The sequence below is a fragment of the Peribacillus sp. FW305-BF15 genome (assembly GCF_058783805.1).
On the sequence record NZ_JBYSYV010000006.1, the window covers coordinates 1 to 16,597 of the forward strand.

14 protein-coding genes and 1 riboswitch are annotated in these 16,597 nt (G+C 40.4%); of the genes, 9 read left to right on the top strand and 5 right to left on the bottom strand.

Going from position 1 to position 16,597, the window contains the following annotated elements; all coding sequences use genetic code 11:
* Positions 1-127 precede the first annotated feature (127 nt).
* From AC3WLU_RS07545 to galU, 5 genes are all read right to left on the bottom strand, one after another.
* Positions 128-298: a hypothetical protein gene (locus AC3WLU_RS07545; RefSeq protein ID WP_156404290.1), complete on the bottom strand. Its 171-nt coding sequence runs from the start codon at positions 296-298 to the stop codon at positions 128-130.
* A 72-nt stretch (positions 299-370) separates the two neighbouring features.
* The gene (locus AC3WLU_RS07550; protein WP_492597062.1) at positions 371-1,174 is read right to left on the bottom strand and encodes a cytochrome P450; all 804 of its coding nucleotides are present in this window, start codon (positions 1,172-1,174) and stop codon (positions 371-373) included.
* The gene (locus tag AC3WLU_RS07555) at positions 1,123-1,755 is read right to left on the bottom strand and encodes a cytochrome P450 (RefSeq protein WP_492597063.1); all 633 of its coding nucleotides are present in this window, start codon (positions 1,753-1,755) and stop codon (positions 1,123-1,125) included. The genes AC3WLU_RS07550 and AC3WLU_RS07555 overlap by 52 nt, the downstream gene beginning before the upstream one ends.
* A 192-nt stretch (positions 1,756-1,947) precedes the next feature.
* Positions 1,948-2,088 (bottom strand): hypothetical protein, encoded by a 141-nt coding sequence (locus tag AC3WLU_RS07560; RefSeq protein WP_156404291.1) that lies wholly within the window; start codon positions 2,086-2,088, stop codon positions 1,948-1,950.
* A 262-nt stretch (positions 2,089-2,350) separates the two neighbouring features.
* Entirely contained in the window at positions 2,351-3,211 is an 861-nt protein-coding gene (galU, locus tag AC3WLU_RS07565; protein ID WP_034315138.1) for a UTP--glucose-1-phosphate uridylyltransferase GalU, read from the bottom strand.
* A gap of 162 nt (positions 3,212-3,373) precedes the next feature.
* Between galU and AC3WLU_RS07570 the strand changes: the two genes are divergently transcribed.
* The 9 genes from AC3WLU_RS07570 (at position 3,374) to AC3WLU_RS07610 (ending at position 16,593) form a co-directional block, all read left to right on the top strand.
* Entirely contained in the window at positions 3,374-5,044 is a 1,671-nt protein-coding gene (locus AC3WLU_RS07570) for a DUF6044 family protein (RefSeq protein ID WP_412101953.1), read from the top strand.
* A 15-nt stretch (positions 5,045-5,059) separates the two neighbouring features.
* The gene (locus AC3WLU_RS07575; protein ID WP_034315136.1) at positions 5,060-6,082 is read left to right on the top strand and encodes a glycosyltransferase family 2 protein; all 1,023 of its coding nucleotides are present in this window, start codon (positions 5,060-5,062) and stop codon (positions 6,080-6,082) included.
* Complete coding sequence (locus AC3WLU_RS07580) at positions 6,042-6,497, top strand: GtrA family protein (protein WP_328129702.1); 456 nt, start codon at positions 6,042-6,044, stop codon at positions 6,495-6,497. Before AC3WLU_RS07575 ends, AC3WLU_RS07580 begins: the two co-directional genes overlap by 41 nt.
* A gap of 351 nt (positions 6,498-6,848) precedes the next feature.
* Positions 6,849-6,995, top strand: a riboswitch (cyclic di-AMP (ydaO/yuaA leader).
* A gap of 138 nt (positions 6,996-7,133) precedes the next feature.
* Positions 7,134-8,960: an APC family permease gene (locus AC3WLU_RS07585; protein WP_098864973.1), complete on the top strand. Its 1,827-nt coding sequence runs from the start codon at positions 7,134-7,136 to the stop codon at positions 8,958-8,960.
* Between the two features lie 1,381 nt (positions 8,961-10,341).
* A complete protein-coding gene (locus tag AC3WLU_RS07590) occupies positions 10,342-11,055 on the top strand; it encodes a helix-turn-helix domain-containing protein (RefSeq protein ID WP_492597064.1) in 714 nt (237 codons plus the stop codon).
* A 191-nt stretch (positions 11,056-11,246) separates the two neighbouring features.
* Complete coding sequence (locus AC3WLU_RS07595) at positions 11,247-12,719, top strand: aldehyde dehydrogenase family protein (protein ID WP_063577244.1); 1,473 nt, start codon at positions 11,247-11,249, stop codon at positions 12,717-12,719.
* A gap of 260 nt (positions 12,720-12,979) precedes the next feature.
* Positions 12,980-14,932: a primary-amine oxidase gene (locus tag AC3WLU_RS07600; RefSeq protein WP_492597065.1), complete on the top strand. Its 1,953-nt coding sequence runs from the start codon at positions 12,980-12,982 to the stop codon at positions 14,930-14,932.
* 48 nt (positions 14,933-14,980) lie between these two features.
* A complete protein-coding gene (locus AC3WLU_RS07605) occupies positions 14,981-15,556 on the top strand; it encodes a hypothetical protein (RefSeq protein WP_063577242.1) in 576 nt (191 codons plus the stop codon).
* A 182-nt stretch (positions 15,557-15,738) separates the two neighbouring features.
* A complete protein-coding gene (locus AC3WLU_RS07610; RefSeq protein WP_034315121.1) occupies positions 15,739-16,593 on the top strand; it encodes a RhaT/GlcU family sugar-proton symporter in 855 nt (284 codons plus the stop codon).
* The last annotated feature ends 4 nt before the right edge of the window (positions 16,594-16,597 follow it).

Below are 16,597 nucleotides of genomic sequence, written 5' to 3' on the forward strand. Positions count from 1 at the left end.
CAATCAACGTCCAAATTGTACAAGCCATAAAAATAGACAAACTCGATTTTCATCGAGTTTGTCTACAGTCTGAAACCGACCTATTAAAAGGTCGGTTTTTCTTTAATATAAGGTACGAAGCGGGAAACTATCCGTTCCCATTTGAAAAGGGGAGCGGCGCCTGTAGGTACTCGGTTTCTTGTTTCGGTTCAATCTCGCTTAAAAATTGCAGATAACCGGTATATACCTGTGAGGCCATTCCTAAATAGTGCAATTCAGTGTGGATGATTCCCTTTCGTGGTGAATGGAGCAAATACATTTTTTCATCCCTCCTTTTAAAAGGGTAGGCCAGTTAGTACAACGATATTTATTAGGGAAAAAACCCCTATTACTAAAAATTGGATGCACCAGGTTCAAAGGCTTCTGCAGCTCTTTCTTCTAACACCATGCGCAGTCCATTCTTGGGTCTGAGTGTAATGGAGGGAAGGGGAGTTACATCATGATGGTCAGGTGCAAGCTTTATCCTATATCTCTTTGCAATGCAGGCCAGGACAAACACCGCTTCCATCATGGCAAAGTGATTGCCAATACAGACCCGCGGCCCTCCGCCAAATGGAAAGTAAGCGAACGCAGGCAGGCTTTTCATAAAGTTATTTTCAAATCGCTCAGGGATAAATGATTCCGGTTGATCAAAATACTCTGGATTATGCTGCATCACATAAGAACTTATTAGTATCATATCGCCTTTTTTAAAGCGATATCCTCCTATTGTGACATCCTCCGTCACATCACGGGATAAGATATACAGTGGCGGGTAAAAGCGAAGTGTTTCATGAATGATATTTTGAGTGTATTGTAATTTCATGAAATCTTCAGGATTGGGTGTCCGCTGACCGATTATGCTATTGACTTCATTAAAAAGCTTGGCTTGAATTTCCGGATGCTTCGAAATTGCATACAGTGCCCAGGAAAGAGCATTAGCTGTCGTTTCATGACCGGCAAGAAAAATAGTCATTAATTCATCACGGACCTGATTGCTTGACATGCCTAACCCGTCGTCGGCATCACGGGCGTCCATCAAGATCCCTAGCATGTCTTCATGTTTTACTGTGTCGTTCTTCCGTTTTTCAATAATGCCGTAAATCACTTTATCAAGCCTTTGTATCGCCTTTTTATATTCACGGTTGGTACCCATAATGGCATACGGAAAATCTTTCTCATCCTTTTGACTGTTATTCTTAATGCAGTTTCCAGAGGTTTCCCAACGATTTCATATCCATCCTTGAATTCCATGCTGAACATGGTCTTGCTGATTATCCCGAGAGTGATGTTCATCATATCCTTCGTTATACTCCGTTCATCATCATGTTGCCAAGTTGATATATAATCCATTGTGATATCAATCATATCCTTGGCATATTGGCTAATATGAGTCTTTTTGAAAGAGGGTTGGATAAGCCTTCTCTGTCGCATATGAAAGTCTTTTTCGCTTGTAAGCAGACCTTCACCGATAAGCGGTTTTAAAAGATTGAAGTCACTGGATTTGACGAAAGATTGTTGTTTTGTTACAAGTATTTGTTTGATTAAATCAGGATTTAAAACGTGATAAACAGTTTGGAATGGTCCTAAACGGAATTTAGCAACTTCCCCATATTCCTTGGACAATCGGGTCAGGAACCCAATCGGATCTGTTTGGAACTCTTTTGTATGTCCGGAAACCAGCCTTCCTTTTGGAACCATTTGAGAAGTGCGGAAGACATCATCAGCGTGGCTCAATGAAGTTTTTCCCCTTTCTTTAAAATACTTACATGTAATCATTGTATGAGGATAAGCTAAATTGGTTTGGACAAGTCGTTAAAGAAAGGGCTGATAATTCTATTGAAGAAATAAAGTTACAGCGAAAAAACCCTGGATGAATATAGCCAGAGTTTTTCATGAGAGCTTTAGATTAATGAAGGGGGATTCAATTCAACTTCTTTCATCATCGCCCCTATGTTGGAAACGATCATTTTTTTCATTGATGGGCCCGCCAAATTGTGCATTGATCTCCTTAACCACTTTTTCTAAAAATTCATCAGATATTATTGGATTATTTGCTTTATTGTGCATGTGTTTCTCTACAATCCTTTCTGGATATCGTGTGTTTGGAACAATCATGAAGGATATGTTATCAACATAACCTCACTTATAGAAAACTATTCTTTCTCTGTTCAACTTTTTCTGCTGTAACATTTTACGGAAGCATAAACAGTTATATTTTACTTAGAGGATTATGGTAAGTGGATCATTTTACAACCAAAGGGGTCAATCCGATGTGGAAATGGCCCAATCACCTCTTTTTGGTAATTGGGCATGGTCTATATTAACTTCATTAAGGAAACAACTGCCTTAAATATTTTATTAGCTGATCACGAAGTTCAGGTCGTTTCATGGCGAAATCTATTGAAGCTTGAAGGAAGCCGAATTTATCGCCGACGTCATAACGATTTCCCTCGATGATATACGAATATAATGGTTCCTTTTCTAACAAAAGGTCTAAAGCTTCGGTAAGCTGGATCTCCCCCTTACGATCAGGCTGTACGTTTTCAAGGATTTCAAAAATCGCAGGTGATAAAATATATCGGCCAATTATCGCCTGTGTTGATGGTGCATCCTCCACTTTTGGCTTTTCCACCAAGTTTCTTACCAGAAATAAATCCTCATATCGTTCTTGGAAGTTTACGATCCCATACTTGGAGACATCGGCTGGTGATACTTCCTTACATCCGATAATGCTCGCTCGAACCTTGTTATACCGTTCCATTAACTGCTTCAAGGCTGGAACCTGGCTATCCACGATATCATCCCCTAACAGGACGGCAAAAGGTTCGTCTCCGATAAAAGTTTTGGCACATAAAACTGCATGACCCAGACCTAAAGGTTCCTTTTGCCTTACATAGTGAATATCGACCATGTTGGAAATGTTCTCCACGATCTTAAGCAGATCATTTTGACCTTTCATTTGCAGAAGCATTTCAAGCTCAATCGATTTATCGAAATGATCTTCGATGGCACGTTTGTTTTTACCCGTAACGATGATAATATCCGTAATCCCTGATTGTACCGCTTCTTCGATAATATATTGAATGGTCGGCTTATCGACAATCGGCAGCATTTCCTTTGGTTGAGCTTTCGTAGCAGGCAAAAATCGTGTTCCTAAACCGGCTGCTGGAATCACCGCTTTCCTTATCATAGCCCAGCCCCTTTTTAAGGTTCTTTTATATGCTTATTGCATTTTATGTGGTCATTGGTTGACCTATATCAAAATAGGTTAAAATAAATCCCTTAAAAAGAATAGATTTACCTCCGAAGCCAAATATTATGGATAGATGAATTTAATCAAGAGGTGGATATTTTGCCAATTGAAAATAAAGAGAGAAAACAAATCCTTTTTGCCTTACTCGTCATTGTTTTATATCTTTCGCCCTTAATCATCCTTGGAGAAAATGCGCATATTCGCGTACATGATAATTTGGATTCCAACCTTGCCTGGTATAAAGTCCTTTCAGAAAGCGGTGAGTTATTCGGTGCAATTGACGCCAGAATTCCTCAGATTATGAATGGGCTGCCCCGTAATGCTTTTGGCAGTGAGTTCAGTATTATCGTGTGGCTTCATGCTCTTTTTCCGACAATGGTCGCATATGCAATAAGCCAGGCATTAACAAGGTTTATTGCATTCTTTGGTATGTATATCTTATTGAAGGAACATTTGGTTACAGGAAGACAATCAGGTTGGATTAGGGTTGGAACATCCTTAGCCTTTGCCCTTACCCCATTTTGGCCATCGGGAATGCTCAGTACACTTGGGATGCCTTTAGCCCTTTGGGCTTTTTTGAATATCCGCAGCAAGGATCATTCTTGGAAGAATTATTTGGTCCTTACACTTTTACCGCTTTATTCAAGCATCGTGCTTGGCTTTTTCTTTTTCCTTGTTGCAATGGGCTTTCTTTGGCTAACGGATGTAATCAGGGGAAAAGGATGGAATATAACGTTTCTTCTTTCAATCGTTTATATGACCGTCATTTTTGGTTTGGTGGAGTATCGTTTGGTCGCTTCATTCATTTTTGATTCGGAGCCAAACAGCAGAGATGAATATTTTCACGCAAGGCTGCCGCTCGATTGGGTCATTAAGCTTACTTTCAAAAATTTCGTTCTTGGACATACGCATGTCATGACTGTACATGCGCTTATCATCCTGCCGATTACAGTCTTTGCTCTTTATATTATTCTGACAAAAAAATTGTGGAGACAGGAAAAGGTATATGTTTTTTTATTCGGCTTGAATTTCATGCTCTCAGCGTGGTACGCATTTTGGTTTTATAAAGGCTGGCTTCCTTTAACGGAAAGGTTCCACACCCTGGATACTTTTAACTTTGCCAGATTTCACTTTTTAAGGCCGATGATCATTTACTTGGGGTTTGCCCTTGCGATAAAAATCATTTGGGAATACAGCGACTATGCTAAGAAAACCCTTTCTATTTTCATCGCCGTTCAAATACTGATTTTAATCGGTTTCAATGAGGAAATCACTCACAATGAAAAGCCAACTTTTAAAGAGTTCTATTCAGAAAGCCTTTTTCAGGAAATAAAAGATCATATTGACCGTCCACAAGAAGAATATCGTGTTGCCAGCATTGGGCTGCATCCCGCAATCGCTCAATATAATGGATTTTACACGCTCGATAGCTATAACAATTTTTATCCGCTTTCTTACAAACATCAATTTCGTCAAATAATTGAAAACGAATTGGCTAAGAATAAAAACATCAGAATCTATTTTGATGAATGGGGAGGACGTTGTTACCTATTTACCGATGAGCTTGGGAAGCATTATATGTTCAAGAAAGGCTCGAAGAAAGAGCTGAAAAATTTGGACCTCAACATGGATGCGTTTAAAGGATTAGGCGGAACGTATATATTTTCTGCCATCCCAATCAACAACGCGAAGGAAAACGGATTGGTGCTGGATAGGGTTTTCACTAAAAAAGGAAGCGTATGGAAAATTCATTTATACAGAGTCATGTGAAAAGGGGGGAATAGAATGAATTCACCGATTGTAACGATTGTTGTACCTTGTTATAACGAAGAAAGCGTTTTGCAGGAAACCATTTCCCAGCTTTGTGGATTGATGAGGGGGTTGGTCGATGAAAACGTTGTTTCCGGTCAAAGTAAAATTTTGTTTGTCGATGATGGGAGCAAGGATCAAACTTGGAAGATCATTTACAAAGAAACGATTAATAATGAATATGTTCGCGGGCTAAAGCTTTCCCGGAATGCTGGACATCAAAATGCACTTCTGGCTGGGTTGTTTACAGCCAAGGAAGCCTCAGATTGTGTGATTTCCATTGATGCAGATTTACAGGATGATATTCAAGTCATCCCGGAATTCATTCGTAAATTCAATGAAGGATGTGAAATCGTATATGGTGTCCGCCAGAAAAGGGACCTTGATTCATTCTTTAAACGAACATCTGCAACAGGTTTTTATAAATTGATGAACAAGATGGGGGTTAACCTTGTCTATAATCATGCCGATTTCCGGCTAATGAGCAAGAGGGCGATCATGGAGTTGGAACGCTTTGATGAAACGAATCTTTTTTTACGGGGGATTGTACCGCTCATTGGGTTTAAGACGGACTCTGTTTATTATGACCGTAAAGAAAGATTGGCCGGGGAAACGAAATATCCATTTAAGAAGATGGTTGCTTTTGCACTTGATGGCATTACTTCCTTTTCAGTTACACCGATCCGGCTTGTATTATGGCTAGGATGTCTTTCCTTTTTCATTAGCTTACTCTTTGGGTCTTACTTTTTATGGTTGAAATTTTATGGGCAGACCGAAACTGGCTGGACCTCATTGATCACCTCCATATGGTTGATCGGTGGACTACAGTTGATTGCTGTAGGGTTGATTGGGGAGTATATCGGAAAAATCTATAATGAATCCAAACGCCGGCCTAAATATATTGTTGATCTTGATCTATTTAATCCGCTCGATTTAAAAAAACGGGAGCAACTAGACAATGAACGGAACAGTATTGAAAAACTATCTAAAACAAACTAACTCCTTTATCCGCTTTTTATTGGTTGGAATAGTCAATACAGCGGTTGGACTTTCCATCATGCTTTTTCTCATGAATGCTCTTGAATTATCTTACTGGATCTCCACCTTTATCGGCAATGGTACGGGAGCTGTAACGAGTTTTCTTTTGAACAGGACTTTTACCTTTAAAAGCGATATAGAATGGCGGCGAGGAGTTGCCCGTTTCTTTTGCGTCATCCTGATTTGTTATTCCACCGCTTATTCTATAGGCCAAGCCATTGCAGAATCACTGGAAGGAACCGTTCATTTATCCATACAACAAAATTTGGCTGTTCTGATAGGAACAATCTTTTATACAGTGCTTAACTATCTTGGCCAGAAATACTTTGTCTTTAAAAAAAGCAATTTGAGGCCAATTCAAGAAGGAAGGAACTAATTGGCGTAGATCAGTGGAATAATGCCCCCGAATGGACGGGAATTAAAAATGGAATCGGAAAGCGAAATTCTGATTTTATGACTATCCAAGCTGGGGCAGATCTGTTTTACTTAATCCACCACGTTACTTCATTTTTCCTTTTGGGGAATCTATCTTTTGTTCATTGTCTTCTTGAATATCTTCCTTTCAGACGTTTACTTTCCTTCTTTCCTACCATCGAATCATGTGTTTGCATGACTTTTGTTATATAAGTCAAGAATAAAACCTCGCCTATAAATAATAATTCTATTTCTGTGCAAAATTTTCATTTACTTTTCCATTTCACGGGAGTATGATAATCAACAGTTTCATATTTCTAAATCGCTTAAACCTCATGGTGCGGGGGACCCGTTATTGGGATTGTCTTTAACAATCCAAGGGGTGAATCCTTTATAAGGTAGGGCTACTCTTAGGTCCGAATCCGACAGCTAACCTCGTAAGCGTTATATGAGAAGGAAGGTGGAGCTTGTTAGACAAAAAAATTGATGTCTACAGGTCTATTTAGCTATGACTTGTAGGCATTTTTGTGTTTCGACTCGTTTTTTTGCGACAGCTGGGAAACATAAACTTATAAATTAAGCTGGTGGTGAATTCTTGATGTTATCTTCTATAAAGAGGTTCTTGATTGGGAGACCTTTAAAATCAAATGCACTTGGTGAACAAAAGCTTAACAAAACAAAGGCGTTGGCGATATTATCTTCAGATGCATTGTCGTCGGTTGCATATGGGCCGGAGCAAATATTGATTGTCCTGATCACGGTCGGTGCTGCGGCATTCTGGTATTCAATCCCTATCGCGATTGGAGTATTGATCCTGTTAACCGCTTTGATTTTGTCCTACAGACAAATCATTTTCGCTTATCCACATGGCGGGGGAGCCTATGTGGTTTCAAAAAACAATTTAGGTGTCAATCCAGGGTTGATAGCTGGAGGATCCTTATTGGTCGATTATATATTAACTGTCGCGGTAAGTGTTTCCGCTGGTACGGATGCCATCACGTCCGCTTTTCCCGGCCTGCATGATTATAATGTCCTCATAGCCATTATTTTTGTCATCCTACTTACTATCTTGAACCTTAGGGGGGTTACGGAATCGGCATCTGTCTTGGCCTATCCGGTGTACCTATTCGTTTTAGCCTTGTTCATCTTGATTGGGGTTGGAATTTACAAGATTCTGACGGGAGGAGTCTCACCGGAATTGCATGCATCAATCGGGACTCCGGTAGCAGGCATTAGTTTATTTATACTACTAAGAGCATTTGCATCAGGAAGCTCCGCATTGACAGGAGTCGAAGCGATTTCAAATGCAATCCCGAACTTTAAAGATCCAGCACCGAATAATGCTGCGAAAACATTAATAGCGATGGGTTCCTTACTAGCTGTTTTGTTTTCGGGAATCGTATACTTAGCCTATTATTTAAGCATTGTTCCTAGCGCAGAGGTAACGGTCGTCTCCCAGATTGCTGAAGAGATCTTTGGACGGAATTTCATGTATTTCTTCATTCAAGGTACAACTGCATTGATCTTGATACTTGCGGCAAATACTGGATATTCGGCTTTCCCTTTGCTTGCGGTAAATCTGGCGAAGGATAAATTCATACCAAGGGCGTTTACGATCAGAGGGGACCGTTTAGGGTATTCCAATGGAATTATCATACTTGGACTTGCATCCATCATCTTGATAGTCGCAGTTGAAGGACATACGGAAAATCTCATTCCGCTTTATGCGGTTGGTGTATTCATCCCATTTACGTTATCCCAGACCGGGATGATTGTTAAATGGATTCGCGAAAAGCCAAAAGGCTGGATGATGAAATTAACCATTAATTCAATTGGTGCCATAATTAGCTTTATCGTCACGATGATATTCTTTTTAACCAAATTTATTCAGGTTTGGCCTGTTTTGATTTTTTTACCTATCATCATTTTAATTTTTCATCGAATCAGAAAGCATTATGAGGCAGTTGGAGACCAACTAAGGATTACAACATGTGAGCCGATCTTACCAATCGAAGGAAATATCATCATTGTACCTGTTGCGGGTATAACTCATGTGGTTGAGAACTCTTTAAATTATGCAAAATCTCTATCTGCACATCAGGTCATTGCCGTTTATGTCGCTTTTGAAAGAGAAGATGAAAAGAAATTCGAAGAAAAATGGAAAAAATGGCAGCCAGATGTAAGGCTCGTTACACTGAATTCGTATTACAGAAGTATCATTCAGCCACTAACTAAATTTGTGGACACAGTAGAACATAAGGCTAGTGAATCCAACTATAAAGTTACGGTGATCATCCCCCAATTCATTCCGAAGAAGGGCTGGCACAATATACTTCATAACCAATCAAGTTTACTGATTAAGGCCTACTTGCTTTATAGAAGAAATGTGGTTGTTACGACAGTGCCCTATCATTTGAAGAAGTAAGTTCCATATTTAAGAAATATAGAAGCAGAATGTAGACAAATTCGATTTTCATCGAGTTTGTCTACATTTTTTTATGGCTTATACAATTTGGACGTGGATTTCCGCTCAAGAAACTCGCTATCCGCGGGCGGTGGGCGAGCCTCCTCGGCTTGCGCCTGCGGGGTATCCCAAGACGCGCTTTCCCGCAGGAGTCTCGTACACCCGCTCCACTCAACCTTGTTATAGTATGTAGTAAGGAACCATACTTGAGGGGTTGAAGTTGTGTTGGTTTGGGACCATCATTTGATGAAAGATAAGTTTTCCGTCTACAAATAATGTGGGTCCCGGTTTACATGATTGGGCATACGTTTTTTTTATGGCTTATACAATTGGACGTTGATTGGAACGTAAGGCACTCGCTTTCCGCGGGCGGTCCGCGAGCCTCCTCGTCTAACGCCTGCGGGGTCTCCCAAGACGCGCTTTTCCAGCAGGAGTCTCGTACCTTCCGCTACAATCAGCTTTGTTAGAGCATTTAGTTAGAAACCATACATGAGGAGTTTGGGACCATCATTTGATAAAAGATAAGTTTTCCGAACCCCTTTTGTCTCAAACTGGAGGAGCAAGCCTACATAAGGTTTGCTTTCTTATAATCTTAGAATTAAAAAGACTGCCCCTACATCGGTCTTTCAACAAGTGTCCCCGATGGTTGAAGAATAACATTAATTAAAAACTCATTAAATTTGCCATCACGATCATTGCTGATGAAGCCCATACAAGAAAAAGGATTGCAGTGAGATGTGGGGATACTTCATCTTTTATAGCTTTAATTAAGGTGAGTATAAAACTATAGCCAAAAATGAAAAATAAAATTACATATAAGTAAACCAATATATACATTCCTTTCGTAACATAGAGGCTAAAAGCTGGATTTGACTAGAACATTTTACCATATATTTCAGTATTCTTGACCAATAGTTAAACAAGAGCTTTTTCTCAGAGCCTTTTATTTTCACCGAAGGTAAAAGAGAACCCAAGTGTTCTGTAAGTTGGAAATTGTTTTAAATCTTTCAGTCAAAAGGGATTTGGAAATACTTGTCGAAAATTATAAAAACAACGCTCATATGGATAATGGCCAGGGGCGGAAGATTGATGAACGGCTCTCCCGACCCGTGAAGTGATGCGGATGACCACTCAGCCCAAACGATTACTGTAGTAATTGTGCAAGCCTATTGCAGTGGTAAAAAGGCTTTGGTGACAGTGTAATATAAAAGGAGCGTGATGGTATCTGAGCATCATTCAGGGTTTCAATAACTTCGACTATTTTCCATTTCAACCGGAATTCGAGATTCTATCAGATTATTATATAGAATATAAACAAAGAAATTCTGACCATTCCACTACATTGTTCTATCAATTTAAAATCAATCGGGATTTAATGAATCCAATGTCCGTCATTCCGGATGGGTGCATCGACATATTATTTTATTGCGATCCCGAAAGACCTTCCGCAGATGTGTACGGGACTGTCCTCAAGTACAAAACGATAAACTTTCAGGCTAATTGTGAATATTTCGGTGTGAGGTTTATGCCTAAGCAGGAAACCCAGCATTTTAAATATTCCATGAAGGAGGTAATCGATCGCCAAATCCCTTTAGCTGATATGTTAAAAATTGAACCTACCATTATGGAAAGGTTAATAACTGAACGGGATTTTCATGGAAGAATAAAGCTGTTCAAAGAAGAAATAGGGATTAATATTTTTACGTGTAACGGTTTGCCGGTAATTATAGAATATTCCTTGAACAAAATATATTCTTCTAAAGGAAATGTAAATATGAATCAATTAGCTGCTGAGACCGGATACTCTACAAGATACTTGCGAAAGCAATTTGATGCCCATGTAGGGATGCCGCCCAAATTATTCAGCCAAATAGTGAGGTTCCAAAACTCCCTGCATATGTTATTGAATAAACAGGCCTTTACAGTTTGGGATGTGATTAATGAGAATGGGTATTTTGATCAATCACATTTAATTAATGAATTTAAAAAATTTGGTTATCTGACTCCTACTGAATTCATCGATGCTGTTTCAAAGAAATTTTCAAACCCAATATAACGTTCTTGTTTTATAGTGATTACATTTGAAGGATCCCGTTCATGGTGACGAGGATCTTTTTTTTGGTTTTAATGCATACAAAAATATTCTGAATGTTCCGTTTTTTACAATAAAAAAATAGTGACCAGCCTTATTGTGTTAATAGATATGTGATTGTTGTTTTGATTGTCCAATAGAAAGGGGAAACGATGATGGGGAAAAAATATCGATTGTTCATTGATGGGAGATGGGTTGATTCAATATCTGGAAGAACATTCGAATCATTTAATCCTGCAACTGATGAAGTGAATGCTATAGTTGCCGAGGCAGGTCCGGAAGATGTTGATTTAGCGGTAAAAGCTGCACGAAGGGCGTTTGAATCTGGCCCGTGGGCTGAAATGGCACCGGGGGATAGAGGGAGGTTATTGAATAAGGTCGCACAGGCACTGTGGGAGAATGCCGATATGCTGGCCGAAGTCGAATCAAAAGATAACGGGCTGCCAATCAATGAAACAAAATTCATTGCGATGCCAGCCATGATAGATGTACTCGAATTTTATGCGGGATTAGCCAATAAAGTCCAGGGAAGTACCCTTGCCTCTCCCAATAACCGGTTCAATTTTACTTTGAAGGAGCCAATTGGTGTCATAGGGGCCATAGTCCCTTGGAACTTTCCGCTTATGCTGACGATGTGGAAGCTTGCCCCTGCTTTAGCGGCAGGCAATACGATTGTGATAAAACCAGCTGAGCAAACTCCTGTTAGCATTCTGGAATTGGTTAAAATCTTTCAAGAAGTCGGAATTCCAGATGGAGTCATCAATGTCATTCCGGGATACGGGAAGATAGCGGGTGATGCCCTCTCCTCCCATCCTGACGTCGATAAAATCGCTTTTACGGGTTCAACGAATACTGGCCGCCTAATCATGCAGGCAGCAAGTAAGAACTTAAAACCAATTAGCCTTGAATTAGGGGGGAAATCACCAAATATAGTTTTTGATGATGCTTCAATTGATAATGCAGTGAATGGATCCATGTTTGGTATCTTCTTCGCACAAGGTCAAGTATGCGCCTCCGGTACAAGACTTTTTGTGCAGGAAAGCATATATGATCGATTCATGGAATCATTCGTGAAGAAAGCGCGATCCATCCGTGTAGGGAATCCCTTAGACCATACGACCCAAATGGGACCGCAGGTTTCCTTGCAGCAACTTGACAAAATTCAACAATATGTAGCGGCCGGTCTGGAACAGGGAGCTAATCTTGTAATGGGAGGAGAAAGAAACACGGAGGCAGGAAATGGCTATTTCTTCACGCCTACTGTTTTTGAGAACGTTACCAATGAAATGACAATTGCCCGCGAAGAAATTTTTGGGCCGGTTTTGTCGGTTATCAAGTTCAAAGATGAAGAGGATGCATTGAACAAGGCGAATGACAGCTTGTATGGATTGGCTTCAGGTTTATGGACCAATGATTTAAAACGGGCGCACCGGATGGTAAGGGGGTTAAAAGCGGGGACGGTATATGTGAACACGTTTAGCATGCTTGATAGTGCAGCACCTTTTGGCGGCAGGAAGCAAAGCGGTTTCGGAAGGGAACTGGGTATCCAAGCGATGGATATGTACACGGAAACAAAAAATGTGTGGATCGATTTGAATGAGCAGGGTTTGAACTGGTATGGAGTTTAAGGGCAGGGAAGCGTCCTCATGGGCAGCTTGATTGAGTTGGATTTCCTGCTATCCGCTTGATAAATCGGTATGAGTGGGATGTGTTTTCTGATATTGGCTATCTTCATCATATTGAGTATTGTTGGGCCAAAGAGTCGACACCAGTTTCCGGGGAAGATGATGAGGTAGGCAAATGAAATTTTGCACTTTATGAACGAGGCACTTCGAGGAAGTTTACTTAATGGATAGAATGATATTTTACCAAAAAGGGAGAGGTTAAGATGGAAAAAACTTCTAGTGTGAAAGTAACGAGGGAAAATCACCCGCTTGATCCATTAACGGCAGAAGAACTTAAACTTACGGTCCAGATTTTAAAACGTGATAAAGGATTGGATGACCATTACCGCTTCGCTAACATCAGCTTACTTGAACCTGCAAAATCCATTGTTCTGGATTATCGTGATGATGAACAAATCAAGAGAGAAGCATTCTGCATCATTCTTCATAATAAAGAGGGAAAAACATATGAGGCTGTTGTTTCCATAACGGAAGGAAGCATAATGTCATGGAAACTGATTCCTGGAGTGCAGCCATCCATAATGGCCGATGAATTCATGGAGTGTCAGGAAGTTGTGAAAAGCCACCCTGAGATGATAAAAGCCTTTGCCAAAAGGGGGCTTACGAATATGGACAATATCATGGTCGACCCATGGTCAGCAGGGAATTTTGGAATTGAAGAGGAAATGGATGTACGAATCGTCAGGGCTTTATGTTATTACCGTTCATCATTATATGATAATGGGTATGCACGTCCCATTTCGGGATTATACGTCCTTGTCGATTTAAATAAGATGGAAGTCATCAAGATTGTGGATAAAGGTGTCATACCATTTCCGCCGCTTGATGGAAATTATACACCCGATCAAGTAGGTGACATGAGGCAGGATGTTAAGCCTTTGGAAATAGTTCAGCCTAAAGGACCAAGTTTCACGACGGAAGGACATGTGATCGATTGGCAGAAATGGAATATCCGCTTTGGTTTCAACTCCCGTGAGGGTCTTGTTCTTCATACGATCAGTTACAATGATGATGGAGTACAGCGGCCAATCCTGTATAGAGCTTCTTTATCTGAGATGGTGGTGCCTTATGGTGATCCGACTGATCCGGTTAATAGGAACAATGCTTTTGATGCAGGGGAATACGGCATTGGCATGTTGGCGAATTCACTTGAACTTGGGTGTGACTGCCTAGGTGAGATCAAGTACTTTGACGCGAACCTGGTGGATAGTAAAGGGAATGTAATTCAAATTAAAAATGCAATTTGTCTGCATGAGGAAGATTTTGGAATTGGGTGGAAACATACGGATTGGAGGACAGGTCATGTTGAAGTCCGCCGTTCAAGAAGATTGGTCTTATCGAGCATTTCGACAGTTGGAAATTACGAATACGGATTTTATTGGTATTTCTTTCAGGATGGGACGATACAGTTTGAAGTGAAATTGACGGGCATATTGCATACACAAGCCATCGAACCTAACCGGAAGCACCCGCATGGCAATCTAGTCGCACCTCAATTATTTGCTGCACATCACCAGCATTTCTTTAATATGAGGCTTGATATGATGGTTGATGGAATGAATAATTCAGTTTATGAAGTCAATACAAAAAGCATGGAAAAGGGTCCGGACAACCCATATGGAAATGGTTTTTATCCGGTTTCTACTTTGCTTAAAAATGAATCCGAGGCTGTCCGGGACCTTGATTTGCATACTGTGCGCTTCTGGAAAATCGTCAATCCCTCAAAAACGAATATATTGGGGGAACCGGTTGGTTATAAATTGTTTGCTGGGGAGAATTGTTTTCCGTTCGCCCATGATGATTCGCCTTTATTAAAACGGGCTGGATTTTTAAAACACCATTTTTGGGTGACGCCATTCGATCCTGAAGAACAGTTTGCTTCAGGGCGATACCCAAATCAACATGCAGGGGGAGAAGGGTTGGAAGATTGGGTTAAAGCCGATCGCTCCATTGAAAATGAAGATGTTGTGGTCTGGTATAACATGGGACACCATCATATAACACGACCTGAAGATTGGCCAGTCATGCCGACCGCTTATATTAGCTTTATTTTAAAACCGACGGGCTTTTTCAATCGGAATCCAGCTCTTGACGTGCCTCCATCAAAAACAAAGAATTCAGCTTGCCAGATGGACGGTCATTCTTCCTGTCATTAAAATCAGTCGTTTCACTAACTATTGCTCGAAAAGGGGGAAACGAATCGAATGCTGCTGCTGACCAGTTTTATGATAGTCGTGGCTTATACAATTTACTTTTCTAAAATAGCCCATCGGAAAAAAGAGAATATTGGTGTTGGCCTAGGTAAATGCATGGTCATGATGTTAAGCATGACGACAAGTTTAACCTTAAGTTTAATGCTGTCATTCCTGATGCCCGGCAAGCTGGCGGTTTTAACCGTTCTAGCCATCGCAATATGTGCAGTGGCAGGCTTCATCATCGGAAAACCATTCGGTCTAACAGCGGTTATGGAGTCTCTGTCAACAACTCTGATGGGGGCAATGATGGGAGCCATGCTTGGGGTCATGCTGCCTCTTGATTCACAAACTTTCATGCTCGTTTCGATGGATCTAATTTACCTATGCAGTATATTCTTTGTGACTTTTTATATAAAAAGAGAGGATGTAAAAGAGACAAAATGTGGGAGGGGGGTTGCTCCTTTCTTTCTGACCCTCTTGTTCTCCATCATCATTATCGGAACGTCGGCTGTTTGGGAACGTGATTATTTCAAGGTTGGTGGAGATTCGGAAATGGACATGCAACATCATCAACATGGCGGTTAGCTGTTACAAGAATATCAATATCATCAAAAGGGCTGCTTCTGCAGCTCTTTTTGTGTTGAACAATTCTTTTAGGGAAACACTTCATAAAATTACCAAGGGTCAATTCAAATAATGCGAACATATTAAGAAGACAAAATGAAATTTCCTGCTTAGTTTTGTACTTACATATATGGGGGTTGAAAATGGATATACTATTAGCTCTCTTGCCGGCATTATTCTGGGGAAGCATCGTTTTATTTAATGTGAAACTCGGGGGTGGACCCTATAGTCAAACACTAGGTACAACGATTGGAGCCTTGATTTTTTCAATTGGTGTTTATATTTTTGCCGATATTAAGCTGTCACTTTTGGTGTTTGGTGTCGGAGTCGTATCTGGATTGTTTTGGGCCGTTGGACAAGCTAATCAGCTTAAGAGCATTGATTTAATGGGAGTTTCTAAAACAATGCCGATTTCAACAGGATTGCAGCTCATTTCAACCACTTTATTCGGGGTCATAGTTTTTAACGAATGGTCTACAATGAAGGCGATTATTTTAGGCGTATTGGCATTGATCTTCATTATTATAGGAATCATCTTGACCTCCTTGGAAGATAAAGAATCGAAAGAGGGCAAGTCGGGAAACTTGAAGAAAGGAATTGTTATTCTCCTCATCTCGACATTCGGTTATTTGGTTTATGTGGTCGTGGCCCGTCTTTTTGATGTTGACGGGTGGTCAGCGTTGTTCCCTCAAGCGATTGGGATGGTAATAGGCGGTCTGTTATTGACTTTTAAGCATAAACCGTTTAACAAATATACGATTCGTAATATCATTCCGGGATTGATATGGGCTGCAGGGAACATGTTTTTATTCATTTCCCAGCCACGTGTGGGAGTGGCCACTAGTTTTTCACTTTCGCAGATGGGCATAGTCATCTCAACCCTTGGCGGGATCTTCATTTTACGTGAAAAGAAAACGAAGCGCCAACTAATTGGAATTGTAATTGGGATTATCTTGATCATCATAGCTGGGATTATGCTGGGATTGGCAAAAAGTTAATTGG

What these genes read in the sequence shown, in the direction of transcription:
- AC3WLU_RS07550 (WP_492597062.1), bottom strand. Translation starts at nt 1,174, where the DNA reads ATGGGTACCAACCGTGAATATAAAAAGGCGATACAAAGGCTTGATAAA.
- AC3WLU_RS07575 (WP_034315136.1), top strand. Translation starts at nt 5,060, where the DNA reads ATGAATTCACCGATTGTAACGATTGTTGTACCTTGTTATAACGAAGAA.
- AC3WLU_RS07595 (WP_063577244.1), top strand. Translation starts at nt 11,247, where the DNA reads ATGGGGAAAAAATATCGATTGTTCATTGATGGGAGATGGGTTGATTCA.
- AC3WLU_RS07545 (WP_156404290.1), bottom strand. Translation starts at nt 298, where the DNA reads ATGTATTTGCTCCATTCACCACGAAAGGGAATCATCCACACTGAATTG.
- AC3WLU_RS07560 (WP_156404291.1), bottom strand. Translation starts at nt 2,088, where the DNA reads ATGCACAATAAAGCAAATAATCCAATAATATCTGATGAATTTTTAGAA.
- galU (WP_034315138.1), bottom strand. Translation starts at nt 3,211, where the DNA reads ATGATAAGGAAAGCGGTGATTCCAGCAGCCGGTTTAGGAACACGATTT.
- AC3WLU_RS07605 (WP_063577242.1), top strand. Translation starts at nt 14,981, where the DNA reads ATGCTGCTGCTGACCAGTTTTATGATAGTCGTGGCTTATACAATTTAC.
- AC3WLU_RS07610 (WP_034315121.1), top strand. Translation starts at nt 15,739, where the DNA reads ATGGATATACTATTAGCTCTCTTGCCGGCATTATTCTGGGGAAGCATC.
- AC3WLU_RS07580 (WP_328129702.1), top strand. Translation starts at nt 6,042, where the DNA reads ATGAACGGAACAGTATTGAAAAACTATCTAAAACAAACTAACTCCTTT.
- AC3WLU_RS07600 (WP_492597065.1), top strand. Translation starts at nt 12,980, where the DNA reads ATGGAAAAAACTTCTAGTGTGAAAGTAACGAGGGAAAATCACCCGCTT.
- AC3WLU_RS07585 (WP_098864973.1), top strand. Translation starts at nt 7,134, where the DNA reads ATGTTATCTTCTATAAAGAGGTTCTTGATTGGGAGACCTTTAAAATCA.